At 62.6% G+C, this 23,127-nt stretch carries 25 protein-coding genes; 10 read left to right on the top strand and 15 right to left on the bottom strand.

The window, feature by feature from the left end; all coding sequences use genetic code 11:
• Positions 1–54 precede the first annotated feature (54 nt).
• The 3 genes from bla to dmeR form a co-directional block, all read right to left on the bottom strand.
• Positions 55–984, bottom strand: a complete 930-nt coding sequence (bla, locus tag ELH03_RS04950; protein ID WP_128402299.1) for a class A beta-lactamase — start codon at positions 982–984, stop codon at positions 55–57.
• Between the two features lie 133 nt (positions 985–1,117).
• Positions 1,118–2,140 (bottom strand): CDF family Co(II)/Ni(II) efflux transporter DmeF, encoded by a 1,023-nt coding sequence (dmeF, locus tag ELH03_RS04945; RefSeq protein WP_128402298.1) that lies wholly within the window; start codon positions 2,138–2,140, stop codon positions 1,118–1,120.
• Positions 2,141–2,248: 108 nt separating this feature from the next.
• Positions 2,249–2,521, bottom strand: a complete 273-nt coding sequence (gene dmeR / locus ELH03_RS04940; RefSeq protein ID WP_105005435.1) for a Ni(II)/Co(II)-sensing transcriptional repressor DmeR — start codon at positions 2,519–2,521, stop codon at positions 2,249–2,251.
• A gap of 269 nt (positions 2,522–2,790) precedes the next feature.
• Here dmeR and ELH03_RS04935 point away from each other — a divergent pair, with 269 nt between their 5' ends.
• Positions 2,791–3,285, top strand: coding sequence for a GNAT family N-acetyltransferase (locus ELH03_RS04935; protein WP_130766104.1), 495 nt, complete (start codon positions 2,791–2,793; stop codon positions 3,283–3,285).
• A gap of 106 nt (positions 3,286–3,391) precedes the next feature.
• Positions 3,392–4,021: a glutathione S-transferase family protein gene (locus ELH03_RS04930; protein WP_128402297.1), complete on the top strand. Its 630-nt coding sequence runs from the start codon at positions 3,392–3,394 to the stop codon at positions 4,019–4,021.
• Positions 4,022–4,063: 42 nt separating this feature from the next.
• Here the strand turns inward: ELH03_RS04930 and ELH03_RS04925 are convergent, their stop codons facing one another.
• From ELH03_RS04925 to ELH03_RS04915, 3 genes are all read right to left on the bottom strand, one after another.
• Entirely contained in the window at positions 4,064–4,978 is a 915-nt protein-coding gene (locus ELH03_RS04925; protein ID WP_128411257.1) for a c-type cytochrome, read from the bottom strand.
• A gap of 137 nt (positions 4,979–5,115) precedes the next feature.
• Positions 5,116–5,556, bottom strand: a complete 441-nt coding sequence (locus tag ELH03_RS04920) for a c-type cytochrome (protein ID WP_018241227.1) — start codon at positions 5,554–5,556, stop codon at positions 5,116–5,118.
• 130 nt (positions 5,557–5,686) lie between these two features.
• Positions 5,687–6,322: a LysE family translocator gene (locus ELH03_RS04915; protein WP_017963499.1), complete on the bottom strand. Its 636-nt coding sequence runs from the start codon at positions 6,320–6,322 to the stop codon at positions 5,687–5,689.
• 128 nt (positions 6,323–6,450) lie between these two features.
• On the opposite strand from ELH03_RS04915, the gene ELH03_RS04910 reads away from it, so the two are divergent.
• A complete protein-coding gene (locus ELH03_RS04910) occupies positions 6,451–7,143 on the top strand; it encodes a helix-turn-helix transcriptional regulator (RefSeq protein WP_130766103.1) in 693 nt (230 codons plus the stop codon).
• A 54-nt stretch (positions 7,144–7,197) separates the two neighbouring features.
• On the opposite strand, the gene ELH03_RS04905 is transcribed toward ELH03_RS04910, so the two are convergent.
• A complete protein-coding gene (locus ELH03_RS04905; protein ID WP_130766102.1) occupies positions 7,198–8,043 on the bottom strand; it encodes a metallophosphoesterase in 846 nt (281 codons plus the stop codon).
• A gap of 110 nt (positions 8,044–8,153) precedes the next feature.
• Positions 8,154–8,756 carry a superoxide dismutase gene (locus tag ELH03_RS04900; RefSeq protein WP_008528928.1) on the bottom strand — a complete coding sequence of 201 codons (603 nt, stop codon included), beginning with the start codon at positions 8,754–8,756 and terminating at the stop codon, positions 8,154–8,156.
• A gap of 225 nt (positions 8,757–8,981) precedes the next feature.
• Between ELH03_RS04900 and ELH03_RS04895 the strand changes: the two genes are divergently transcribed.
• The 3 genes from ELH03_RS04895 (at position 8,982) to ELH03_RS04885 (ending at position 11,071) form a co-directional block, all read left to right on the top strand.
• The gene (locus ELH03_RS04895; RefSeq protein WP_128402292.1) at positions 8,982–9,308 is read left to right on the top strand and encodes a hypothetical protein; all 327 of its coding nucleotides are present in this window, start codon (positions 8,982–8,984) and stop codon (positions 9,306–9,308) included.
• A 317-nt stretch (positions 9,309–9,625) separates the two neighbouring features.
• Positions 9,626–10,279 (top strand): class I SAM-dependent methyltransferase, encoded by a 654-nt coding sequence (locus ELH03_RS04890; protein ID WP_128402291.1) that lies wholly within the window; start codon positions 9,626–9,628, stop codon positions 10,277–10,279.
• Between the two features lie 60 nt (positions 10,280–10,339).
• Positions 10,340–11,071 (top strand): sulfite exporter TauE/SafE family protein, encoded by a 732-nt coding sequence (locus tag ELH03_RS04885; RefSeq protein WP_128402290.1) that lies wholly within the window; start codon positions 10,340–10,342, stop codon positions 11,069–11,071.
• A gap of 68 nt (positions 11,072–11,139) precedes the next feature.
• Here the strand turns inward: ELH03_RS04885 and ELH03_RS04880 are convergent, their stop codons facing one another.
• On the bottom strand, positions 11,140–11,484 hold the full coding sequence (locus tag ELH03_RS04880) for a nuclear transport factor 2 family protein (protein ID WP_105005424.1): 345 nt from the start codon (positions 11,482–11,484) through the stop codon (positions 11,140–11,142).
• A 333-nt stretch (positions 11,485–11,817) separates the two neighbouring features.
• Between ELH03_RS04880 and ELH03_RS04875 the strand changes: the two genes are divergently transcribed.
• Positions 11,818–13,053, top strand: a complete 1,236-nt coding sequence (locus ELH03_RS04875) for a multidrug efflux MFS transporter (RefSeq protein WP_105005423.1) — start codon at positions 11,818–11,820, stop codon at positions 13,051–13,053.
• Positions 13,054–13,161: 108 nt separating this feature from the next.
• Here ELH03_RS04875 and ELH03_RS04870 read toward each other — a convergent pair whose 3' ends face one another.
• Positions 13,162–13,776 carry a TetR/AcrR family transcriptional regulator gene (locus ELH03_RS04870; protein ID WP_128411261.1) on the bottom strand — a complete coding sequence of 205 codons (615 nt, stop codon included), beginning with the start codon at positions 13,774–13,776 and terminating at the stop codon, positions 13,162–13,164.
• A 116-nt stretch (positions 13,777–13,892) separates the two neighbouring features.
• Between ELH03_RS04870 and gstA the strand changes: the two genes are divergently transcribed.
• Positions 13,893–14,576, top strand: coding sequence for a glutathione transferase GstA (gstA, locus tag ELH03_RS04865; RefSeq protein WP_128411262.1), 684 nt, complete (start codon positions 13,893–13,895; stop codon positions 14,574–14,576).
• Between the two features lie 37 nt (positions 14,577–14,613).
• Here gstA and nadE read toward each other — a convergent pair whose 3' ends face one another.
• From nadE to ELH03_RS04845, 4 genes are all read right to left on the bottom strand, one after another.
• Positions 14,614–15,447: an NAD(+) synthase gene (gene nadE / locus ELH03_RS04860; protein ID WP_130766101.1), complete on the bottom strand. Its 834-nt coding sequence runs from the start codon at positions 15,445–15,447 to the stop codon at positions 14,614–14,616.
• 117 nt (positions 15,448–15,564) lie between these two features.
• Entirely contained in the window at positions 15,565–16,770 is a 1,206-nt protein-coding gene (locus ELH03_RS04855) for an adenylate/guanylate cyclase domain-containing protein (RefSeq protein WP_128411264.1), read from the bottom strand.
• Between the two features lie 28 nt (positions 16,771–16,798).
• Positions 16,799–18,418 (bottom strand): MDR family MFS transporter, encoded by a 1,620-nt coding sequence (locus tag ELH03_RS04850; protein ID WP_128411265.1) that lies wholly within the window; start codon positions 18,416–18,418, stop codon positions 16,799–16,801.
• Positions 18,419–18,517: 99 nt separating this feature from the next.
• Positions 18,518–19,753, bottom strand: a complete 1,236-nt coding sequence (locus ELH03_RS04845; protein WP_128402284.1) for an HlyD family secretion protein — start codon at positions 19,751–19,753, stop codon at positions 18,518–18,520.
• Positions 19,754–19,890: 137 nt separating this feature from the next.
• Here ELH03_RS04845 and ELH03_RS04840 point away from each other — a divergent pair, with 137 nt between their 5' ends.
• Positions 19,891–20,793 carry a LysR family transcriptional regulator gene (locus tag ELH03_RS04840; RefSeq protein ID WP_128411266.1) on the top strand — a complete coding sequence of 301 codons (903 nt, stop codon included), beginning with the start codon at positions 19,891–19,893 and terminating at the stop codon, positions 20,791–20,793.
• A 115-nt stretch (positions 20,794–20,908) separates the two neighbouring features.
• On the opposite strand, the gene ELH03_RS04835 is transcribed toward ELH03_RS04840, so the two are convergent.
• On the bottom strand, positions 20,909–21,796 hold the full coding sequence (locus ELH03_RS04835) for a branched-chain amino acid aminotransferase (RefSeq protein ID WP_128411267.1): 888 nt from the start codon (positions 21,794–21,796) through the stop codon (positions 20,909–20,911).
• 248 nt (positions 21,797–22,044) lie between these two features.
• On the opposite strand from ELH03_RS04835, the gene ELH03_RS04830 reads away from it, so the two are divergent.
• On the top strand, positions 22,045–23,088 hold the full coding sequence (locus ELH03_RS04830; protein ID WP_128411268.1) for a zinc-dependent alcohol dehydrogenase family protein: 1,044 nt from the start codon (positions 22,045–22,047) through the stop codon (positions 23,086–23,088).
• The last annotated feature ends 39 nt before the right edge of the window (positions 23,089–23,127 follow it).

The raw sequence follows: 23,127 nt of genomic DNA, 5'->3' as shown, positions 1-23,127 counted from the left end.
GGGGAGGGGTTTTCACGCGCGACAACTGTCGATCACCCCTTCGCATTTTCCCACTCAAACCATCTCGACGATCATGCGGCCGACTTCGGCAAAGACCGGGTTGAGCTCCTTCGCCGGCACCGTCGCCTCGCTGATATAGACGGCTGCGACGATCGGACCGCGATCCGGTGGCCAGATCACTGCGATGTCGCCGAGAGAGCCATTCGGCCCGGTGCCGGTCTTGTCGCCGACCTTCCAATCCGCCGGCAGGCCGGCCCGCAGCCGTTCCTTGCCCGTCGTGCTTGCCACCAGCCAGGCGATCAGCCTGTCGCAGGAGGCTTCGGCGAGGACCGAGCCGAGCGTCAGATTGCCGAGCGTGTCGAGCATCGCATCCGGGGTCGTTGTATCGCGCGGATCGCCCTTTCGCCCCTCGTTCAGCGTCGGTTCGGTTCGGTCGAGACGGGTCGTGCCGTCGCCGATCGAGCGCAGCCAGTCGGTCAGGCCCGCCGGCCCGCCAAAACTTTCGAGCAGCAGATTGCCGGCCGTGTTGTCGCTGACGGTCACCGCCGCCTCGCAGAGTTCGGCAATGGTCATGCCATCGGTGCCGGCATGTTTCTCGCTGAGCGGCGAATAATCGACGAGCTTGTCCTTGCCGTAGGTCACCCGCCGATCGAGGTTCTCCTCGCCCTTGTCAGCACGGGCAAGCACGAAAGCGGCGGCCAGCGCCTTGAAGGTACTGCACATCGGAAAGGCCTCGCTGCCGCGATAGCCGAAAGAGATGCTCGTCTGGGTGTCAAGCACCGAGACGCCGAGGCGGCCGCCGGTGCGTTTTTCCAGCGCAGCAAGGCGGCGATCGATGTTGTCGTCGCCCTCCTCGGCACTCTCCTTGGCGCCCTCCTCTGCCCCCTCCTCGGCTTTGGCGGGAATCGCCAGCGCGGGCAAGCCCATCGCAGGTAGGCACAATGCCGAGCCTATCAGCATGCGGCGGGTCAGACTGAGATCCATGAAATCCTCCGGCAAATCAGGAGGACAGAGCTAAGGCGAGATTGCGGCGGCATCTCGTCCCCACGGCGATGTTAATCGTCCGTCGAGCGATGTTAATCGTCCGTCGAGCCACTTTGTCGTCCGGCCGCGCCGATCACGCCGCGCGCGTCACCTCGACGGTTACATGCGACAATTCCTCCAGCGCCGAGAGCCTGCCCTTGTAGAAAGCCGGATCGCGCGGCTTCGAGGTAAGGACGGCAACGATTGCGGCATGATGGCCGGGGCCGACCTGCCAGACATGCAGATCGGTGATCCGGTCGTCCTCAGTCTCGATGGCGCCGCGGATCTCGGCCGGCAGCGTCTCGCCTTCGGAAATGACATCGAGCAGGACGCCGCCGGAAGATTTCATCAGGCTCCAGGACCAATTGGCGATCACCAACCCGCCGACGATGCCCATCAGGGGATCGAGCCAGAGCCAGCCATAGAGGCTGCCGAGCGTCAGCGCGGCGATGGCGAGCACGGAGGTCAGGGCATCGGCGATGACATGCAGATAGGCCGCGCGGATATTGTTGTCACCGGTCTTTGCCTGATGGGCATGGTCGCCATGGCCGTGATGCGCATGACTGTGATGGGCGCGGGCATGATTGCCATGCCCGTGATGATGATGGCCATGTCCGTGATGCGCATGATCGCCATGCGCGACATGGCCGCCGCCGGCCAGCAGCCAGGCGCTGGCCAGATTGACGGCAAGGCCGATGACCGCCACGGCGATCGCCTGGGCAAAACCGATCGGCACGGGATTGGAAAGGCGCAGCAGGCTTTCCCAGGCCATCAGGAGAGCGATCAGGGCAAGGATGATGGCGCTGGCGAAGCCGGCGAGATCGCCGAGCTTGCCGGTGCCGAAGGTGAAACGTGGATTGCGCGCCTGCCGGCGGGCGAAGAGATAGGCGAGCGCCGAAATCAGCAGAGCACTGGCGTGGGTCGACATGTGCCAGCCATCGGCGACCAGGGCCATGGAGCCGTAGACGGTGCCGGCGGCGATTTCCGCCACCATCATCACCGCCGTCAGCGCGATCACCAGCCAGATGCGCCGCTCGTTGCGCGTATGATCGGCGCCGAGGAAGACATGATCATGTTCCAGGGCATTGATTCCAGCTTTGTCGATTCCGGCACTCATGACAGGCTCCTTCGTCGCCGCTCTAAGCTTTTGTTTTTACGTAATTCCAGGCAAAATCGCTTCGCGCTTTGCCGGGGAAAATCGCTTCGCGCTTTTCCTGGAATTGCTCTAGCGCATATAGGTTCTCAAGACTTCCGATATTTCCTCGACCGCCTCTGCCCTTGCTGCATCGTCGGCGGCATTCAGCACATGCTCACGCAGGTGATCGTCGAGCACCTCGCCGGTCAGCCCGGTCAGCGCGCCGCGGACGGAGGCGAGCAGCTGCAGGATCTCGCCGCAAGGGCGCTCGGCCTCGAGCGCGCGCTCGACCGCCTCCATCTGCCCCTTCAAGCGGCTGATGCGGGCGACGAGCTTCTTTTTCTGCAGAGCGGTGTGGGACATGATGGGTTCTCATATAGCATAGGGGGGTATACTATCAAGAGTGAGGCCACAGCTCAATGCCTGTGATGGGCTCCGATCCGCCATTGACAAAGCCCGCGTTTCCGACGATCTATGATCCATGATCAAAAACGCGCACCAGAGCCGCTCGTATTTTTGGCTGTACCTGTAAAGGGCGGCCGGACAAGATCATATTGTCAACAAGCCGCCGTCAGGCGGCTTTGTTGTATCGGCAGCGTCCTGACGGCAGAATATCAAAGGACGCGAAGACGATGACCGAAATCGAAGACAGCGAAATTTCACTGATGCGCCCATCGGTGGTGACGATCCGCACCGCCAAGCCGCGCGACCTGCCCGAACTCAACGAGATGATCGCCCTGCTTGCCGCTCATCACGGCGATGCGGCTGCTACAAGGGCGGAGCAGCTGGAGCGCGACCTCTTCGGCCCGCTGCCCTGGATCCATGCGCTTGTCGCCGAGACCGGCGGAGAGCTGATCGGCTACGCCATTCTCGTGCCGCTCTACAGGGCGCAGGAAGGCAAGCGCGGCATGGACCTGCACCACCTCTTCGTGCGCGACGGCCATCGCGGCCACGGCACCGGCCAGTTGCTCGTCGACCGGGCGCGCGAGACCGCCCGCAATGCCGGCTGTGGCTACCTCTCCGTCAGCGCCGCCACCGGAAACGTGCTGGCGCACCGCTTCTACGAACAGCTGGATTTCACCCCGCGTCCGGTGACCGGCATGCGCTATATGCAGTCGATCGCTTAGGGTGACTGGCTCGAAGCTTCGGCTTTCGCAAGAGCCGAAGCTCGACGCATCAAAACGGCTGCACAGTTTTGCGCGACATGCTTTTCGAATTGCATAAGGAGCTTTCATGCCTGATTTCAAACTCCATTGTTTCGCTCTCTCGGGGAATGCTTACAAGGTCGCGCTGTTCTTTGCGCTTGCCGGAATCGAGTGGGAAAACATTTTCGTTGATTATCTGGGCGGCGAAACGCGAACCGAACAATGGCGAAAAACCATAAACGAACAGGGCGAGGCGCCTGTGCTCGAACATGGGCAAACGAAGATCAGCCAATCGGGGATCATCCTGGACTACTTGTCAGAGGTGACAGGCCACTTTGGGGCGCAGACAGCCGAAGAACGGCGTGACATCATGCGTTGGATTCTTTTCGACAACCATAAATTCACGAGCTACTACGCGACGCTGAGGTTCATGTATGGCCTCCAGAAGAGCGGCGAGACGCCCGTCGTCGAGTTTTTGAGACTGAGGGCCAAAGCTGCCTATGCCATTGTTGACGAACATCTGGCGCACCGGGCCTTCATGGTCGGCGACCGGCTGACGATCGCAGACCTCTCTCTGGCGGGCTACGTCTTCATGCCGGAGGAAACCGGGATAGATCACAGCGCCTTCCCGGCTATCGCAGCCTGGAAAGATCGTATCAGCAATATGCCCGGCTGGCGCCATCCCTATGATCTGATGCCAGGTCCCACCTCCCTATAAACAGGCGTGGGACCTTGCGAAGGTGCCAAGCAGAACCGCACTCTAATGGCCCGGCACCGCCTTCAGATAGGCGGCGATCGCCTCGCGGTCGGCGGCCGGCAGATGGGCGATGTTCTGCTGCACATCGACCATAGAGCCGCCGACGGAATCGAAATCGGGGGTGAAGCCGGTTTCGAGGTAGCTGGCGATATCGGCCTCGCTCCAGCCGCCGATGCTCTTGGAGGCCGGGGTGATATCCGGTATGCGGCCCTTGCCTTCCGGATTGGGGGCGCCGGCGAGCCACTGATCCGCCTGGAAGCCGCCCAGCGCATCGCGCGGCGTATGGCATTCGCCGCAATGACCGGGGCCTTCGACGAGATATTGCCCGCGCTTGATCTTGTCGTCGCTCTTGGCGAGCGCGACACGCGGCTGGTCGTTAAAATAGAGGAATTTCCAGCCGCCGAGCGCCAGCCGGATGTTGAAGGGAAACGGCAGCTCATGCGGGGCCGCGACATTTGCGCTCTTCGGCAGGGTCTTCAGGAAGGCGAAGAGATCGTTGACGTCCTTATCGCTCATGCGGGAATAGGAGCTGTAGGGAAAGGACGGGTACAGGTGCTCGCCACCCGGGCCGACGCCGCGCTTCATCGCGTTGCCGAATTCGGCGAGCGTCCAGGCGCCGATGCCGGCCTTTTCATCGGGTGAGATGTTCGGCACGTGGAAGGTGCCGAAAGGGCTCTTCAGCGCCAGGCCGCCTGCAAGCGTCAGCTTTGCATCGCCTTCGGAACCCGGTGCTGCATGACAGCTGACACAGCCGCCCGCCCAGAAAACCATCTGACCGTTCGCCAGGTCCGGCGCGCCGAGACCGGCCCAATGGCTCTCCGGCAGCGGATCGGGTGCGGTGACGAGATAGAAGGCGCCGCCGCCAAGCACGGCGACGCCGATCAGACAGAGCAGTAACCGGATGAACCTGCGGACCATGCTCCGCCTCCCCTTTACCGAGATTTTCCTGCGCGGAGCGGTTCTGCGACCAGCCCGCACGGGCGGAGAATAAGGTGATCCGCGCCGGCGGCAAGGCCGGCGCGGGTCGCGTATCAAGTTCCAGATCAAACGGCCTATCAATCCTTGATGCGATAGGCCTTGTGACAGCCGCCGCAATTGGCGCCGAGCGTGTTGACCGTGGCGCCGACGGCGGCGGCATCGGCCGGAAGCTGAGCCAGCGCGGTTTCGGCGTCGGTGGAGAGCTTGGCGGCGCGCGCCTTGAAGTCATCCATGTTTTCCCAGATCTTCGGGCTCGCCTCTTCGTCGCCCGTCTCCGTGCCCGGCTTGAACTGGTCGGGGAAGACCTTGGCCGTTGCGGCGATGGTCGTCAGCGCCGCCTTCACCGCCTCGGCGTCATAGGGCTTGGTGCCCTTGGCGATGGCTGCCAGGGCGCCGGCCGAACCGCCGATCTGCTTCATCAGCGCAATGCGCGAATCATGAGTACCGTCGGCGGCGGTCACCGAACCTAAGGCTATGCCGGCCATCGCTGCGGCGGCAGCTACTGCTTTCCAATTCATATTCCTCTCCATTTCTCCTCGGCCAAGTGGCCGGAGGCCAATCTGCACCGGGAGCATGACAAAATCCATGCGTCCTGGCAGTCACGTTTTGCCGGAGCATCATAAAAACAATGTGATAGGCCGTGGCGGTTCAGGCGCTTTTCCACCCCTGCCAGAGGCTGAAGGCGGAGACCGCAACCAGCAGCAGTCCGGCGAAGCGGCCGACAAAGGCCGTGACGTCGGGGTTTGCGACGAGCAGGTCGCGGCTGCGGCCGGCCGTCATTGCCAGCGTGCCGTAGATCGCAAACTGGGTGACGACAGTCATGACGCCCATGATCAGCCCCTGCATCCAGATCGGACCATATTCCGGCCTCAGGAACTGCGGGTAGACGGCAAACATGAAGATATAGGCCTTCGGATTGACGAGACAGGTGACGGCGCCCTGGCGAAAAGCGCGCCAGCCGGAGCGGGCCGTTCCCGGGCCAACCGCCTCGACGGTGATCGAGCTGCGGATCAGCGAAATACCGATCCAGATCATGTAGGCGACGCCGGCAAAGAGCAGCACGTTGAAGAGCTGCGGCAGCATGGTGACGAGCACGCCGACGCCGGCCGCGCCATAGGCCGAATGCACGGCGCCGCCGGCCATGATGCCGCCGGTCGCCGCCAGCCCGCGCTTGACGCCACCGGTCAGTGAATTGGCGAGCACGAAGAGCATGTCCATGCCCGGGACGATGATGATGCCAAAGAGAAGGGTGAAGAAGAGCCAGAGGTTTTCGTGGTAGTTCATGTCAGTTACCGCCTTGAGTTCTGCGGGCCATTTTGAAAGACCCTGATTAATTTCAATTCGATAGGCGGCTCTATACGGGAACCCAACTGACAGTGTATTGTCAGGAGCGTGGCGGATGGGAGAGGTAAATGCGCAAGGCCTCGCGGCTTTTCGAGATCATTCAGATCCTCAGGCTGGCAAGAAAGCCGATGACGGCGGCTGTCATGGCCGAGACCCTCGAGGTGACCGTGCGCTCGATCTATCGCGACATCGCAGCGCTTCAGGCGATGCGGGTGCCGATCGAAGGCGGGCGCGGCATCGGCTACATCATGCGGCCGGGCTTCGACTTGCCGCCGCTGATGTTCTCGATCGAGGAGATGGAGGCGATCGTGCTGTCGCTGGCGCTGCTCGAACGGACGGCGGACGAGGAGCTGAAACAGGCCGCGCGCCGGGTCAACCAGAAGATTGCCGGCGCTGTACCGGCGCCGCTGCGCCAGGCGATGGACAACAAGGCGCTTTACGCCTGGGGCTCGATCGCGCAGCCGGCGGGCTTCGACCTGGCGATCGTGCGCCGCGCGATCCGTGACGAACGCAAGCTGATGCTCGGTTACCGCGACGAACTCGGCCGCGCCAGCGAGCGGACAATCCGGCCGGTCGCGCTGATCTATTATTCGCAGACCGCCAATATCGTCGCCTGGTGCGAGCTGCGCCAGGCGATCCGCAATTTCCGCAGCGACCGGGTGGAGCGTTGCACGACGAGCGAGGATTTCTTCAAAGGCGACGGCGACCGACTGCGCGAACTCTGGACCAGTGGGTGGACGGAGAAGACTGTGCCTGCCTGACGCGCCCCATTCAGCCTAATCGACCCAATCGGATGGCTTGCGCTGCTTCGCAACCTAATAAGCCAGCGTGCGGCTTTCTTCGCGACCGAAGCCGCGGATTTCGATGCGGTCGGGATGGACCTCGACGATCGCGAAGGCGTTTTCCGTCTCGGTGTCGACCACGCCCTTGAAATTGACGAAGTGGCAGGCGCCGGCCGTGCCGTAATTGCCGACGTGGTCGTGGCCGTTGAGATAGGCAACGACATTGCTGCTGGAGGCGAGCAGCGCGACGATGCGCTCGCTGTCCCACATGCCGTGCTCACCGGGCGGATGAATGGGATAGTGATTCATGACGATCACCTTCTCACCGGCCTCGGCCGCTTTTGCGATTTCATCGCCGAGCCAGGCGAACTGTTCGTCGCTCAGCGCGGCATTCCAGCGATGGGCATTCCTGGCACCCTTGGCCTGCAGCTCCGCCAACATCTCAGCGGCAAGCGCACGATGATGATGGCCCTCGGGCGGCGCGAAGATGCTGACCTCATTGCCGTCGAGCACGATAAAGCGCCAGCCGTGGCGCAAGAAGCTGTAATAGGGCGACGGCATGCCGAGGCGCGCGGCGACTTCGGAGAGATGCCCCGAAGAGACCGAGAAATCGTGGTTGCCGAGCAGGAAGAGCGCCTCGTGCCTGAGCGTCTCATAGACCGGCAGGATATCGTCGAAGCTTGAAAAGCTGCGGTCGATGACATCGCCGAGCGTCATGACGAAGCTCAATTCCCAGCCATTGAAGACCTCGATCGCCGCGGCGACCTTGGCGAGGCTGTTGGCATAATAGCGATCCATCGCCACATGCGGCGCAATCGCCGCATATTGCGGGTCGGCGATGATGCCGAAGCGGAACAGGGGAGAAGCAGAGGAAGACATGGGGTCTGATTAGGAGCGGCCGATGACAGAGCTGTGACGGCTTCGCGTGAAAACAAAACACCCAGCGCTTTGGGGGCGCCGGGTGTCAAATTCAAACAGGCTGACGCCGCTTACTTCGTGGCTTCTTCGTAGCGTTCCAGGACGTAGTCCCAGTTGATCAGGCTATCGACGAAGGCCTCGAGATATTTCGGGCGGGCGTTGCGATAGTCGATGTAATAGGAGTGTTCCCAGACGTCGACGCCGAGGATCGGGGTGGCGCCGTGAACCAGCGGGTTTTCGCCGTTCGGGGTCTTGGAGATTTCGAGCTTGCCGTTCTTGACGGAAACCCAGGCCCAGCCGGAGCCGAACTGGGTGGCGCCGGCATTGGCGAAATCGGCCTTGAACTTGTCGTAGCCGCCGAGATCGGAGGTAAAGGCCGCTTCGAGCTTGCCCGGCAGCTTGTTGCCGCCGCCGCCCTTCTTCATCCACTTCCAGAAATGGATGTGGTTGTAGTGCTGGGCCGCGTTGTTGAAGAGGCCGGCATTGGTGCCGAAGGACTTCTTGACGACGTCTTCGAGCGAGAGGTCCGAAAGACCGGCTTCGGCGGCGAGCTTATTGCCGTTGTCGACATAGGCCTTATGGTGCTTGTCGTGGTGGAACTCCAGCGTTTCCTTCGACATGAAGGGAGCAAGCGCTTCGTAATCATAGGGAAGTTCAGGCAATTCGAAAGCCATGTCAGATCTCCTCTTGGCAATAGATTGCGTCTCGGCAGGTGAGGCGGAACATAGGAGGGGAAAGGGGGAGAGGCAACCGGCGAATTATCAAAAAACGACCGGCCGGAGGAAAATTTGCCTCAGTTACAGGATTGGAGTCGCGCGTAGAAATCGCTTGGGCAAATCAATGGGAATACCCACCCCGAAAACCACTTTGCCTGATATGGAGATCAACGGAGACCCGATATGAACAGGAATATAATCCAGCCTCTCACTGCCGCCATGCTGCTTTGCCTGGCTGGTGCGGCGCATGCCTCCTCCGATGACGCCTGGAAGCAGCTCGCCGCCGACGTCGAGGCCAAATGCAAGAAGGCAGCGGTCACGATCGAGAAGCCGAGCGCCACGGTCGATCCCTTCGGCAGTTCGCATTATGGGCTTGCCCTGGTGACAGGCAAGCCGAAGGGCGCCAAGGGGCTGATCGCCCAGATCTGCGTCTACGACAAGCAAAAGAAAACCGTCGAGATCGGCAGCGAACTGGACGCCAAACAGCTTGGGCTGATGCCGGCAAAATAGGCTGTAGCGGGGCCACCCCAAAGTGCCCCCGGTGTGGATCTGTGCCTTGCGTCACACTTCGCGGGGAACCGAAGCCTGCCCTTGGGAGTTGAAAGGCTGGGCTTTAAAGCGGTTCAGCTTTTGATAGAAGCGCAGAACCGCTCAAATCTTTGTTTTATGCAATTCCTGGGAAAACCGTTTCTCACTTTTCCTGGACTTGCTACCGCATAATTCCCTAAATCAGAACAGATTTAGGGGAAAAATTATGCAGCAGTTCAATGTGTTACAGCGTCCTTTGCGCGTCTGAAAGACGCGCGGCGCTGTAGGGAGGTGCCGGGATGTCAGAGCTTCGCAGCAGGGCGGAAGATCAGCAAAAAATCTATCAGCGTTGGGCGCCGGTCTATGACCGCGTCTATCGCGGCATCCTGCGCGATGGCCACCGCAAGCTTGCTGCACTCGCAGCCGCAGCCGGCACCGATATTCTGGAGGTCGGCGTCGGCACTGGCCTGACGCTTGGGCATTACCCGCGTCACTGCCGGGTCACCGGCATCGACATTTCCGAACACATGATCGCGCGGGCGCGTGAAAAGGCGAGGCGCGAGAAGCTGCAGCATGTGCAGGCGCTTGATGTGATGGATGCCCATGCGCTCACCTTTGCCAACCAGTCTTTCGATGCGGTCTGCCTGCCCTTCGTCATCACGCTCATCCCCGAGCCCGAACGGGCGCTGGACGAATGCGCCAGAGTGCTCAGGCCGGGCGGCGAGATCATCCTTGCCAGCAAGCTTGGCGACGGCGCCGGTCTGCAGGGCGCGATCGAGACGGCGGTGGCGCCGCTGGTGCGTCACATCGGCTGGTCCTCCGCCTTCCGCATTCACCGCATCGTCGCCTGGGCCGAGCGCCGCGGTGATTTCGCGCCTGCCGATATCCTGCCGGTCTTTCCGAACGGCTTCTTCAAGATCGTCAGGCTAAAGCAGCACGGACTTGCCGCCTGAGACCGGAAACTTTTTGCCGCGTCGCTTATTCTGATGCTACCGTTCGTCTGAGGGGACTACATGACATCGGATTTCTTCTTCTTCATCGTCGTGGGTTTCTGCGCGCAGATCGTCGACGGTGCGCTCGGCATGGCCTTCGGCGTGCTGTCGACGACCAGCCTTCTCGCCTTCGGGGTGCCGGCGGCCAATGCCAGCGCCATGACGCATGTGGCGGAAGTGTTCACGACCGCCGCGTCGGGCCTTTCGCATGCCTATCATCGCAACGTCGACTGGCGCCTGGTGGCGCGGCTTGCACCGGCCGGCATGATCGGCGGCGCGATCGGCGCCTATCTGCTGGCCAATATCGACGGCAAGGTGATCGCGCCCTTCGTGTCGGCCTATCTGATCGCGATCGGACTGGTGATCCTCTACAAGGCCTTTCGGCCACCGCCGAAGCGGGATGTCCGCGACTGGATCGTGCCGCCGGTCGGGTTTTGCGGCGGCGTGCTCGATGCCATCGGCGGCGGCGGATGGGGGCCGATCGTCACCAGTTCGCTGGTCAGTCGCGGCCATGACCTGAAACGGGTGATCGGCTCGACCAATTTCACCGAATTCGCGGTGACGCTGACGATTTCCCTGACCTTCATGCTGACGCTCGGCTGGTCGGAACTCAATTCGGCGATCGGCCTGATCATCGGCGGCGTCATCGCCGCCCCCTTAGGCGCGATCCTCGTCAAACGGCTGCCGGTGCGGCCGCTGATGGTGGCGGTCTCGATGATCATCATCGGCACGTCGGCAATGCGGCTCCTGTGAACCGCCTCGCTACCGCATAGTGCTACAGCGTCCTTAGCGCGTCTGAAAAGACGCGCGGCGCTGTAGGGTTATAGATTCCGGCCGAAATAAACATCCACGGATGCGATCTTGTCGCCGCGGAAGCGAAAGCTCTCTATGTTGCGGAAGCTGCCGCCATCCCGTTTTTCGGCACGGTAGCGGATGACCGCCTCGTCGCCGTCGATCGCCAGGAATTCGATGTCAAAGCCGCGGAAGACCGGCTCCTTCGGCCAGCAGCGCTCGAAATAGGTCGCCCGGTCGATGTGGTCATCGCGCGGACTGGAGAAGGTGAAATCCTCCGTCAACATGGCGCCGACGATATCCTTGCGGTCGTCGAGATAGGCGGCGTAGAGATGACGGACAGTCTGCTCTCGGGATGTGCGCATGTCGCTCATGGCAATGTCCTCGGATTAACCGATTGCATCATGCAATCAGTCATGTTGTAGCACTTTTGCCCGAAAGGGTCCAGATTGCGGCTCTCATTTACAAAGACAGGCCACCGATGCGAAAGCGCCGTCTTGAAGGATGGGCCATAGCGCGGTTATATCAACGCGTGCCCGCCCTGGAACGGCGAGCGCATGCACCGCTACGGCCTATGCGCTCGACCTCGAAAAGCTCGATCTTCAGGACACATTCACCCGCGCCGATTTCCTCGCCGCGGCAATGGGCACATCGTTCCATCAGGCGTGCGAAACATCGCCCGCGCGATCAATGCCGAGGCCGAGAGAATGACCGATACGCAATTGGACGCCGCCAGCGCCAGGCCGGGCTCGATCCACTGGAAGCGCAATCTCACCATCTCGCTGATCGGCTCCTTCACCACCATCGTGGCGATGACGCTGCTGCTTCCTTTCCTGCCGCTCTATGTCGAGGAACTCGGCGTCAGCGACCATGCTGACATCGTGCAATGGTCGGGCATCGCCTATGGCGCCACCTTTTTCGCCGCGGCTCTCGTCGCGCCGCTCTGGGGGCGGCTTGGCGATATTTACGGCCGCAAGCTGATGCTGGTGCGCGCCAGCCTCGGCATGACGCTGGCGATCTCGCTGATGGGCATGGCCGGCAATGTCTGGCAGCTGGTGGCGCTGCGCCTCTTCGTCGGGCTTGCCGGCGGTTACGCCTCCGGCTCGATGGTACTGGTGGCGACGCAGACGCCGAAGGACCGTTCGGCCTGGGCGCTCGGCGTGCTCTCCTCCGGCATCATGGCCGGCAATCTCGTCGGGCCGCTGATCGGCGGGGCGCTGCCACCGATCATCGGCATCCGCGGCACGTTTCTCGCCGCCGGCGGTATGATCTTTCTCGCCTTTCTCGCCACGGCCTTGCTGATCAAGGAAGAGAAATCGCCGGCCCGCAAGCAGGCGGCCAAGGCCAGCGGCGGCTGGAAATCCATTGCCGACAAGCGGCCCGTCATCGCCATGCTGGCAACGGGCATGCTGCTGATGTTCGCCAATATGTCGATCGAGCCGATCATCACCGTCTATGTCGCGCAGCTCGTGCCCGTCGAAGCCCAGGTGACGATGATATCGGGCATCGTCATGTCGGCCGCCGCGCTCGGCAGCATTCTCTCGGCCTCATGGCTCGGCAAGCTCGCCGACCGGATCGGCCATTGGCCGGTGATTTCAGGCGCGCTCGCCGTCGCCGGGCTGCTACTGATCCCGCAGGCCTTCGTCACCAGCTCCTGGCAGCTGATCATCCTGCGTTTCCTGATGGGCGCAGCACTTGGCGGGCTGTTGCCCTGCATCGCCGCGGTCATCCGCCACAGCGTGCCGGACAGTGCGGCCGGCAGCATTCTCGGGCTTTCCATCTCGTCGCAATATGTCGGCCAGGTGGCCGGCCCCATCCTTGGCGGTTTCGTCGGCGGGCATATCGGCATGCGGGCGGTGTTCCTCGGCACCTCCGTGCTGCTTGTCGCAGGTGCGGCCTATGCCTGGGTGGTACGGCCGAGGGATCGGCAGACATCGAGCTAGAGCATGATGCCGAAAAGTGTGAGCGGTTTTCGGCCGACATCATGCTCTAACTACATAATTTAGAACAGGATTCAGATTTAGGCCGACCCGGCCTAAAATCATCCTGTTCTAGGGGGCGCTCCCGCAGATCAGCTCGACGCCCGACCGGGCAATCGCTTCCAGCGTCTCGCGGCTGTCGCCGGCACGGGCGCGGACGGCGAGCGAATGCATGACGGCGGAGGCGAGCCTGGCAAGCATCTGCGGATCGGCGCTTTGGGGAAGCTCGCCCCTTTCCACGCCAAGGCGCATGCGCTTTTCGATCTCGTCGTCGAAATCGTTGAGGCTGCGGCCGAGCACCTCGCGGACCCGCTCATGCTGGACCGCCTCGACCGAGGCCGTGCCGATCAGCAGACAGCCGCGGGCGGCGGTTTCACCATGCAGATAGATCGCCAGCGCACCGGCATAGACGCGGGCGATATTGTCGCGAAGCGGCAGTGACGGGTCGAGCGCCTCAGTCAGCACGTCCATGCCGTCCTGCCGATACCCCTCCAGCGTATCGAGATAGAGATCCTCCTTGTCGCCGAAGGCACCGTAGAGGCTCGGGCGGTTGAGGTTGGTGGCCGCGCTCAGATTGTCGAGCGAGGCGGCGGCAAACCCCCTGTCCCAGAACACATCCCGCGCCTTGCCGAGCGCCGCCTTGGCGTCGAAGCCCCTTGGGCGGCCGCGCTTCTTTTCGTCCTTCATATTTTGTACCGTTTCGCATTAAATTCTTGACGAGAATTATTTTATGCGAAACAGTACAAATGTTCAACGCTATCGGCGGGCGGCATCGACCGCCTCCACAAGGAGAGGAAACCGCAATGAAACTTTATATGCACGCCGCGGCCTGTTCGCTTTCGCCGCACATCATCTGCCGGGAGCTGGGGCTCGATATCGAGCTCGTCCAGGTCGACCGGCAAACCCACAGGACGAGCAATGGCGAGGATTACCTCGCCATCAACGGCAACGGCTATGTGCCGGCGCTGATGCTCGACGACGGCAAGGTGCTGACCGAGGGGCCGGCGATCGTCCAGTTCCTCGCCGACAGCGTGCCCGAAGGGGCAGCCCTATTGCCTGAGGTCGGCAACATCCGCCGCAACGAGGTGCAATCCTATCTGAACTTCATCACCGCCGAGCTGCACAAGCCGATGGTGTTGCTCTTCAATCCGATCTATTCCAGCGTTCATGGCGAGGTCCGCGCGCTGATATCGAAGCGGCTCGCCTGGCTGAACGGCCGTCTTGCCGGACCCTATCTCACCGGCGATGCGTTTACGGTGGCGGATGCCTATCTCTTCGTCTGCCTGAATTGGTCGCCCTGGACCGACATCGATCTCAAGCAATGGCCGGCGCTGCACGGCTTCATGGCCCGGGTGGCGGCTCGACCGAAGGTGCGCGAGGCGCTGCAGGCCGAAGATCTCGAAGCCTTCGATGCCGACGGCGTCTATTTCGCGCCACACGCCTATCTCGCCTCATCAGGACGGACCGGCTCGCCGGTCAGGCCGTAAACGCCAGGCCGCCCCGCACCCGCAACACGGATGGGCATCAGAGGGCGTTGACGGCGACCGGCAGGGCACGCTTGTGGCCGGTCGCCCGATAGGCGGCGAGGATGCGGCGGCGGGCGATCTCGCCGACCGGCTTGCCTTCGAGGAAATCGTCGATCTCGTCATAGCTGACGCCATAGGCTTCTTCGTCGGGGCGCAGCGGCCGCTGGTCCTCGAGATCGGCTGTGGGCACCTTGAAGACCAGCTCGTCCGGGGCGCCGAGCCGCTTTGCCAGCAGGCGGACCCGGCGTTTGTTGAGGCCAGCGAGCGGCAGGATATCGGCGGCGCCATCGCCAAACTTGGTGAAGAATCCCATGACCGCCTCGGCCGCATGATCGGTGCCGATGACGAGGCCGCCAAGGGCGCTGGCCAGGGCGAACTGGGCGATCATCCGCTGGCGGGCCTTGATATTGCCGAGGATGAAATCCTGCCGGCCGGCATCGGCAAAGGCGAGGCCGCCGTTTAGCGCGGCGGCGAGCATCGCATCCGCCGGCGCCTTGATGTTGACCACCATCGAGCGGTCGGCGCCGATCGTTTCCAGCGCCCTTCCCGCATCCGCCTCGTCCGCCTGGACACCGTAGGGAAGGCGCACGGCAATGAATTCGGCCGCATGGCCGCTGTCACGCAGCTCGCGCACCGCCTTCTGGGCCAGCAGCGCCGCCGTCAGCGAATCGACGCCGCCGCTGATGCCGAGGACGTAGCCGCGCATGCCCGAGGCGACGAGATAATCCTTGAGGAAAGCAGTTCGCCGTTCGATCTCGCGCTCAGGGTCGATATCGGCGGCGACACCCAGTTCGCGGATGATCTCGCCTTGTTCGTCGAACAGCACAGCCATAAGCCTCTTCCTCCCCGCTTGCGGAATTTCGGCGCCACTATGGCGAAAAGATGGGGGAAGACGAAACCGTTTCGGGCAGACCTGCCATGCATTTTATGCAAGTGGGCGGTTTGGCACCTACCGCAGGATCGTGAACAGTTCGATCGGATCGGCAAAACCCTTCAGCCTGTGCGCCCCAACCGACACGACATCCCCTGCCCCGGCCTCGTCGCGAAACGGCGCCGACATCAGGAGGGCCTCCCCGAGTTCGCTGCAGGCGGTCTGGATACGGCTGACCAGATTGACGTCGCCGCCGATCAGGGTGAAGTCGAGGCGACGGCCGGAGCCGACATTGCCGTAGCTGACCTCGCCGTAATGCAGGGCGATGCCGGCTTTGACTCCGATGCCCTCGTACTGGAAATGATCGATCTCATCGAGGATGGCACGGGCCGATGCCAGGGCGGCACCGCAGGAATGGGCGGCATCGTAACCCGGGAAGAAGGCGAGCACGGCGTCGCCCATGAACTTCAGCACTTCGCCGCCTTCGCGGGTGATGGCCGGCACGATCCTGTCGAAATAGGCATTGAGCAGGCCGAGCACGGTGCTGCCGGGCAGCCGGTTCGACAGTTCGGTAAAGCCGCGCAGATCGCAAAGCAGCAATGCCGCCTCCATCGATTCGATCTCGTCGCGCCGGATGCGGCCGGCCAGGATGCGGCTTGCCGTCAGCGGGCCGATATAGGTATCGAGCAGGCTGAGCTCGACCTGGCGCAGAATGCGCAACTCGCTGGTGTTGCGCAGCGCCGGCAGGATGCGCTCGATCACCTGACACTCGGGGGCGGTGAAGCCGCCCGGCCGCTTCGTGCCGAAGACGGCGGCGCTGACCGGACCGTCGACATTGCAGAGCGGCGCGATGACGAGCTGCATCAGGCCGCGGTCGGCAAAGACATCGATATGCTGCCAGCGGCCATGCACGCTTTCTCTGGTATCGACGACCAGCGGCTCGCGGGTTTCCATGACCTTGCGCAGCGGCGTATTTGATATGGCGACCCGCGCGCCGTGTTCCCGATCATGGATCTCGACCGGTTCGCCCGGCGCCCAGGCAATGGTGCGGCCGATGAACTCGGGATGCAGCGTCATCAGATGCAGGGTCAGCCGGTCGATCGGCAGGCCGAGCGCCTGAAGCCTGCGGCCGAGGCCGGAGACGAGGCCCGCTTCGTCGAGCGCGTGGCATTCGTCGCCGGAGAGCCACTCGATGATGGAGAGCAGCGCAGCGGCGCTGACGGCATGGCCGGCGGTCTTCGTTGGGAGCCTGTCGGTATCGGGAGCATAGATCGCTGACGTCATGGCTTTCTCCTCCTAGGGAGGCGGGGCGCTAGTGGGCGCCACCGCCGGAGAGTTGACCGGGCTTCTGCAGAAGCAGGGCTGCAAGCAAGGCGACGACGAGGGCGACGCCGAGCAGGAAGAAGGTGTCGCTGAAGGCCATGATATTGGCCTGCTTGCGTATTTTCAGCGCGATGGCGACGACGGCCTTGTGGCTGGCGAGCGCCTGATCGCTGACACCGTGGCTCATGAAGTAGCCGGTGAGCCTGGCGATACGATCGCGGGTGGCTTCCTCGAAGACCGAGACCGAGTTGGTCAGGATATTCGAGTGGAACTGTTCGCGCTTCGACAGGAAGGTCTGTAGCGAGGCGATGCCGACGGCGCCGCCCAGATTGCGCATCATGTTGAAGAGTGCCGAAGCCGAACCGGCATTTTCCTGCTCGATGCCTGCGGTAGCGATTGCCGAGAGCGGGGTGAAGACGAGCGCCTGGCCGATGGCGCGGACGATGTTCGGCCAGAACAGCTGATCGCTCGCATAATCGCCGGTCATGTGCACATTCATGAAGTTCGAGGCGGCGAAAAGGGCAAAGCCGACGACGATCAGCAGGCGGACATCGAAACGCTTCATCAGGCGCGGCACCAGCGGTATCAGCAGCAGCTGCGGGATGCCGGTCCAGGCGAGAACCATGCCGATCTGCTCGGAATTATAGCCCTGGATGCGGGTCAGATAGATCGGCAGCACGAAAACCGAGCCGTAAAGCGCAATGCCGAGCAGGAAATTAGCGACGATGCCGAAGCCGAAATTGCGGCGCAGCAGCAGGCGCAGGTTCAGCAGCGGATTGGCGGTCTTCAGCTCGATGATCAGGAACAGCGTCAGCGAGACGGCGGCGATAACAGACAGGCGGACAATGAAATCGGAGCCGAACCAGTCTTCCTTGTTGCCCTCTTCCAGCACGGTCTGCAGGGCCGCCAGGCCGATCGCCATGGTGATGATGCCCGGCCAGTCACCCTTGGCGAGCAGCTTCAGGTTCATCGGCGCGCGGTCGAGCGAGGCCCAAAGCAGGCCGACCATCAGCGCGCCGGGCACCAGGTTGACGTAGAAGATATGTTCCCAGCCCCAGTTCTCGGTGAGATAACCGCCGATCGTCGGGCCGATCGCCGGCGCGAAGGTGGCAGACAGGGCAAAGAGGGCCAGGCCGATCGGCTGCTTGGCCTTGGGCAGCAGCGTGATGATGATGGTGAAGGCCATCGGGATCAGCACGCCGCCGGAAAAGCCCTGAATGGCGCGCAGGATGATCATCTGCTGCAGATTGGCCGCGAAGGCGCAGGCGACGGAGAAGATGAGAAAGAGGATGGCATTGGTCAGCAAATAGTTGCGGAGCGAAAAGACACGAGCCAGCCAGGCGCTGAGCGGAATGACGACAATCTCGGCAATCAGATAAGAAGTCGAAATCCAGCCGCCGTCATCCGTGCCGGCGCCGATCGCGCCCTGGATATCGGCAAGCGAGGCATTGACGATCTGGATGTTGAGGACCGCCATGAAAGCGCCGAGCGTCGAACCGACAACGGCTGCCCACATGCGAAGCGGGCTCATGGCGGCAGGTGTCGCGGGCGGTGCGGCGGCGGGGCGCGCCAGCGAATTGCCGTTTGCGGCGATCTGAAGAGTGGCCATGGCTTATCTCCTTCCAGCTCTCGCGGAAAACTTTCTCATGACGGGGTTCGGGTGATCATTCAGGGAATGATCGGGATAATTCGGGAAAAAGGGAAAGGATCATCCAGCAGGGTTGGATGATCCCTCCTTAGCTGCCGCGGAGGTCTGGGCAGCCTTGGTGTCGATTTCGGGCTCGACCGACATGCCCGAGCGCAGGAGGCCGCTCAGAGCCTCGTCATCGATGACGATCTTGACCGGGATACGCTGGACGATCTTGGTGAAATTGCCGGTGGCATTGTCTGGCGGCAGCAGTGAGAATTCGAGGCCGCTTGCCGGGGAAACGCTGTCGACATGACCCTTGATCGAGATGTCGGGAAAGCTGTCGACCTTGATCTCGACCGACTGGCCGGGGCTGATAAAGGTCAGCTGCGTTTCCTTGAAATTGGCGACAACATAGACCGCATGCAGCGGCACGACGGCCATGAGCTGCGTACCCGAGGTGACATACTGGCCGACCCGGATCGACCGGGCGCCGACCGTGCCGTCGACGGCGGCGACGATATCAGTATAGGAGAGGTTGAGCTCTGCCTGCTGGACGGCGGCGGCCGCACGGTCACGCTGGGCAACCGTCTGTTCGCGCTGGCTCTGCAGCACCGGCACCTTATTCTGAGCCGTGACGAGGGCTGCCCGGTCACGCTCGACGGCGGCAGCGGCTTGGTCACGGGCCGACTGGGTCTGCTCGGCGCGAGACTGGGTGCCGGCGCCATTGGTGATCAGGCGAGCAGAGCGGGCGGCATCGGACACGGCAAAATCCAGCGATGCCTGCGAGGCATCGATTGTCGCCCTTGCCTGCTCGATCACCGATTGCTGCAGAGAGATCTGGGCGTCGATATTGGTGATGGCGGCTTCGGCCGCCTTTACATCGGCTCTGGCCTGCGACAGTGCGGCCTGGAAGTCGCGGTCGTCGATGCGGGCGAGAACCTGACCGGCCTTGACCGCGTCATTGTCGTTGACCAGCACCTGGCTGATATAGCCGGCGACCTTCGGAGCGACAGTGGTGTAATCGGCCTTCACATAGGCATCGTCGGTGGATTCGATGAAACGGCCGACCGTCCAGTAGCGATAGCCGAAATCGCCTGCGAAAGCGACACCGGCAAGCAGCCCGGCGGCAAGGACGGCGCGCTTGACGATGCGGCGGCCGGTCTTTTTAGGCGCTTCCGCAACCGGTGCTTCGGCGACCGGCGCTTCGGAGACAGGCATGGGGTGCGCCTCGGCGGCAGGCGCCCTGGCGGCTTCCTCGGCCAGGATCTGCTCGGCCTGCCTGTCACTTTCGAAAACGCGGGGTAACTCGACCATCGTAATTCTCCTTCACCGTTGGCCCCTCTGTGAGAGGCCATGTTCGATGAGAGGGAAAATGCACCCTGACATTTATTTTGATAATCTGCTTAAATCGGGAAGGATCATCAACTCTCAGCGGATAATCCGAGGGCAATATGGATCGGCTGACAAGCCTCACAGTCTTTGGCCGGGTGGTGGAATGCGGTGGTTTTTCCGCCGCCGCGCGTCGGCTCAACATGTCCGTCACCATGGTCGGCAATCACGTGCAATCGTTGGAGGACCGGCTCGGCGTGCGGCTGCTCAACCGCACGACGCGCAAGGTCAGCCTGACCGAAACCGGCAAATATTACTATGAGCGCTCTTTGCAGATCCTGGCCGAGTTGGAAGAGGCAGACCGGACGGCGGGCGCGCTGAGCTCGACGCCGCGCGGCACGTTGAAGGTCTATACCAGCAGCGCCATCGTGCGTTTCGTCTTGCCTGTCGTCAGCGAATATATGGAGCTCTATCCGTCGATCTCACTCGATTTCAGCGTCGGCGAGCGGATGGTCGACATGATCGAGGATGGCTACGATCTAGTGATGCGCACCGTACCACCGCCGGATTCCTCGCTCGTCGCGCGCAAGCTGACGCCCTGGCGCCATATGCTCGTCTGCTCGCCGGCCTATTTCGAGAGCCATCCGATGCCGAAGACGCCGGCCGAGGTCGCCGATCACAATTGCCTGCAATATGCCTATTACCCCTATGGCGACGAATGGCGCTTCGAGGATGGCGAGGGCAAAAAGGAGAGCGTCAAGATCAGCGGCAATGTCGTCTCCAACAGTGCCGAGATGCTGCGCTTCCTGACGCTGACCGGGCGGGGCATCTTCCTGGCGCCGAGTTTCGTGGTGTTCGACGACATCGCCGAAGGGCGGCTGGTGAAGATCATGCCGGACTACCGGCCGATCGAATTCAACATCAACGCCGTCTATCCCAACCGCAGCCACCTGCCGACCAAGGTGCGGCTGTTCATCGATCTCTTGGCGGAGAGATTTGCGGAGCATCGGAAGTGGATGACGTGAGGGGCAGACTGGATGCTACTTCGCGGGACCGCGCCGGCCCTGCGCTTGCGCTCCGGGCGTTCGCCACTGCAATCGATTCACTGGATCGATTGCTCCCGCTTCGCGGGATCGTGGCTCACTCTTCGCTCTCACTGCGGCCGTAGGCCCAGTCCATGTAGAGTTCCAGCGCCTTGCGGGTGACCGGGCCTTCCTGGAGATCGCGGCCGTCGAGGCGAGTGACGCCGACGACTTTGGAATAGTTGCCGGTGGTAAAGATCTCGTCGGCTTGCATGAAATCCTCGACGGAGAGTGCCGCTTCCACGACGTCGAAACCGGCCTTGCGCAGCAGGCCGATGACGCGGGCGCGGGTGATGCCGGCGAGGAAGGTGCGGTTGGCGGCCGGCGTCATCACCACGCCGTCGCGGACCATGAAGACGTTCGACGAGGCGGTCTCGACGACGTTGCCGTTCAGGTCGCGCACCAGCGCATTGTCGAAACCGCGGCTGCGTGCCTCGGCGATCATGCGGCCGCTGTTTGGATAGAGCGAGCCGGTCTTCGCCTCGGTCATCGCCGTTTCCGGCGACGGGCGGCGATAGGGCGAGACGGTGAGGCTGGTGCCGCCATGGCCGCCCATCGGCGCCTCGAACAGGCAGAGCGCGAAGCGGGTCGATTCCGCGTCGACGGAGACGACGCTGCCGGGCGCGCCGTGTTCGCCCCAATACATCGGCTTGATATAGATCGCCGTCGCGCCATCGAATTTCGCGACGCCTTCCCAGGCGAGTGCTACGATCTCCTCGGCCGATTTCACCGGCTTCAGACCCATGGCGAGCGCCGAGCGATTGATGCGCTGGCAGTGCAGGTCGAGATCCGGCGCGATGCCATCGAACCAGCGGGCGCCGTCGAAGACCGTGGACCCCAGCCACATGGCATGCGAGGTCGGCCCGATCAGCGGCGGATTGCCGGGGAGCCATTCTCCATCGACATGAGTCCAGGTGGTTGAACGGGGTGATGTATCGACGGCCATGATGGTTTCCTCCTGAAGCCGGAGAAGGAAAAACCGCGGCGGCAAGCCGGGTCAAGGACAAATCCCGAGCGGAAACACGGAAGCAAGAAAATGCCGGGGAATGGCGCCAGGCCGCAATATTCGTGCGCAGCAACGGCAGCTTCATCGATGGGTGCATCAGCAAAAATGATGGAATGGAATGTTGGAATGGCTGGCTGCAGCATGCGATGATGGGCGCAACAGCGGATAAGCAGCAAGGGAAGACGCCGATGAAAGCCATGTTCTACGAAGCCTTCGAACAGGCGCCTGAAATCCGCACCCTGCCGGATCCGACACCGACAGAGGACGGTGTCGTCATAGCGGTCGGGGCCAGCGGGCTCTGCCGCAGCGACTGGCACGGCTGGATGGGCCACGACCCCGATATCCGGCTGCCGCACGTGCCGGGACACGAGCTTGCCGGGCGGATCGTCGCCACTGGCCGCGGCGTGATGCGTTTCAAGGTGGGCGACCGGGTGACGGTGCCCTTCGTTTCCGGCTGCGGCCATTGCGGCGAATGCCATTCCGGCAACCAGCAGGTCTGCCCGAACCAGTTCCAGCCGGGCTTCACCCATTGGGGATCGTTCGCCGAATATGTGGCGATCGATTATGCCGATACCAATCTGGTGCACCTGCCCGATACGATCGACGATGCGACGGCGGCAAGCCTCGGCTGCCGCTTCGCCACCTCGTTTCGCGCCGTTGCCGACCAGGCGCGCACCAGGCCCGGCGAATGGATCGCCGTGCATGGCTGCGGCGGCGTCGGTCTGTCGGCGATCATGATTGCCACGGCGCTCGGAGCGAATGCGATCGGCATCGATATATCCGAGGAGAAGCTCGCCTTTGCGCGGGATTGCGGGGCGGTGGCGACGGTCAATGCGTCCGGCGCCGCCGACGTGGCGGAGGCGGTGCGCGAAATCACTAAGGGCGGCGCACATGTCTCGATCGACGCGCTTGGCCATCCCGTCACCTGCTTCAACTCGATCAAGAATCTGCGCCGGCGTGGACGGCATGTGCAGGTGGGGTTGATGCTCGGTGAACACGCGACGCCGCAGATTCCGATGGCGCAGGTCATCGGCCACGAGCTGGAAATCTACGGCAGCCACGGCATGCAGGCCTGGCGCTACGACGCCATGCTGTCGATGCTTTCGGCCGGCAAGATCGCGCCGCAGAAGCTGATCGGACGGCGGGTCAGCCTCGAGGAGGCCGTGCCGGTGCTGATGGCGCTCGACAAGGCTGAGGCCACGGGGATCAGCGTCATCACCCGATTTTCATGAGGGAATTCCACCCTCCCCGCCCGTGGCGAGCACGGGAAT

Source organism: Rhizobium beringeri, assembly GCF_004306515.1.
Lineage (GTDB): Bacteria > Pseudomonadota > Alphaproteobacteria > Rhizobiales > Rhizobiaceae > Rhizobium > Rhizobium beringeri.
This window is presented reverse-complemented; position numbering and strand designations above follow the sequence as displayed.

Excerpts from the sequence above, each read along its gene's own strand:
- bla (WP_128402299.1), bottom strand. The coding sequence starts at position 984 with ATGGATCTCAGTCTGACCCGCCGCATGCTGATAGGCTCGGCATTGTGC.
- dmeF (WP_128402298.1), bottom strand. The coding sequence starts at position 2,140 with ATGAGTGCCGGAATCGACAAAGCTGGAATCAATGCCCTGGAACATGAT.
- dmeR (WP_105005435.1), bottom strand. The coding sequence starts at position 2,521 with ATGTCCCACACCGCTCTGCAGAAAAAGAAGCTCGTCGCCCGCATCAGC.
- ELH03_RS04935 (WP_130766104.1), top strand. The coding sequence starts at position 2,791 with ATGACCGAAATCGAAGACAGCGAAATTTCACTGATGCGCCCATCGGTG.
- ELH03_RS04930 (WP_128402297.1), top strand. The coding sequence starts at position 3,392 with ATGCCTGATTTCAAACTCCATTGTTTCGCTCTCTCGGGGAATGCTTAC.
- ELH03_RS04925 (WP_128411257.1), bottom strand. The coding sequence starts at position 4,978 with ATGGTCCGCAGGTTCATCCGGTTACTGCTCTGTCTGATCGGCGTCGCC.
- ELH03_RS04920 (WP_018241227.1), bottom strand. The coding sequence starts at position 5,556 with ATGAATTGGAAAGCAGTAGCTGCCGCCGCAGCGATGGCCGGCATAGCC.
- ELH03_RS04915 (WP_017963499.1), bottom strand. The coding sequence starts at position 6,322 with ATGAACTACCACGAAAACCTCTGGCTCTTCTTCACCCTTCTCTTTGGC.
- ELH03_RS04910 (WP_130766103.1), top strand. The coding sequence starts at position 6,451 with ATGCGCAAGGCCTCGCGGCTTTTCGAGATCATTCAGATCCTCAGGCTG.
- ELH03_RS04905 (WP_130766102.1), bottom strand. The coding sequence starts at position 8,043 with ATGTCTTCCTCTGCTTCTCCCCTGTTCCGCTTCGGCATCATCGCCGAC.
- ELH03_RS04900 (WP_008528928.1), bottom strand. The coding sequence starts at position 8,756 with ATGGCTTTCGAATTGCCTGAACTTCCCTATGATTACGAAGCGCTTGCT.
- ELH03_RS04895 (WP_128402292.1), top strand. The coding sequence starts at position 8,982 with ATGAACAGGAATATAATCCAGCCTCTCACTGCCGCCATGCTGCTTTGC.
- ELH03_RS04890 (WP_128402291.1), top strand. The coding sequence starts at position 9,626 with ATGTCAGAGCTTCGCAGCAGGGCGGAAGATCAGCAAAAAATCTATCAG.
- ELH03_RS04885 (WP_128402290.1), top strand. The coding sequence starts at position 10,340 with ATGACATCGGATTTCTTCTTCTTCATCGTCGTGGGTTTCTGCGCGCAG.
- ELH03_RS04880 (WP_105005424.1), bottom strand. The coding sequence starts at position 11,484 with ATGAGCGACATGCGCACATCCCGAGAGCAGACTGTCCGTCATCTCTAC.
- ELH03_RS04875 (WP_105005423.1), top strand. The coding sequence starts at position 11,818 with ATGACCGATACGCAATTGGACGCCGCCAGCGCCAGGCCGGGCTCGATC.
- ELH03_RS04870 (WP_128411261.1), bottom strand. The coding sequence starts at position 13,776 with ATGAAGGACGAAAAGAAGCGCGGCCGCCCAAGGGGCTTCGACGCCAAG.
- gstA (WP_128411262.1), top strand. The coding sequence starts at position 13,893 with ATGAAACTTTATATGCACGCCGCGGCCTGTTCGCTTTCGCCGCACATC.
- nadE (WP_130766101.1), bottom strand. The coding sequence starts at position 15,447 with ATGGCTGTGCTGTTCGACGAACAAGGCGAGATCATCCGCGAACTGGGT.
- ELH03_RS04855 (WP_128411264.1), bottom strand. The coding sequence starts at position 16,770 with ATGACGTCAGCGATCTATGCTCCCGATACCGACAGGCTCCCAACGAAG.
- ELH03_RS04850 (WP_128411265.1), bottom strand. The coding sequence starts at position 18,418 with ATGGCCACTCTTCAGATCGCCGCAAACGGCAATTCGCTGGCGCGCCCC.
- ELH03_RS04845 (WP_128402284.1), bottom strand. The coding sequence starts at position 19,753 with ATGGTCGAGTTACCCCGCGTTTTCGAAAGTGACAGGCAGGCCGAGCAG.
- ELH03_RS04840 (WP_128411266.1), top strand. The coding sequence starts at position 19,891 with ATGGATCGGCTGACAAGCCTCACAGTCTTTGGCCGGGTGGTGGAATGC.
- ELH03_RS04835 (WP_128411267.1), bottom strand. The coding sequence starts at position 21,796 with ATGGCCGTCGATACATCACCCCGTTCAACCACCTGGACTCATGTCGAT.
- ELH03_RS04830 (WP_128411268.1), top strand. The coding sequence starts at position 22,045 with ATGAAAGCCATGTTCTACGAAGCCTTCGAACAGGCGCCTGAAATCCGC.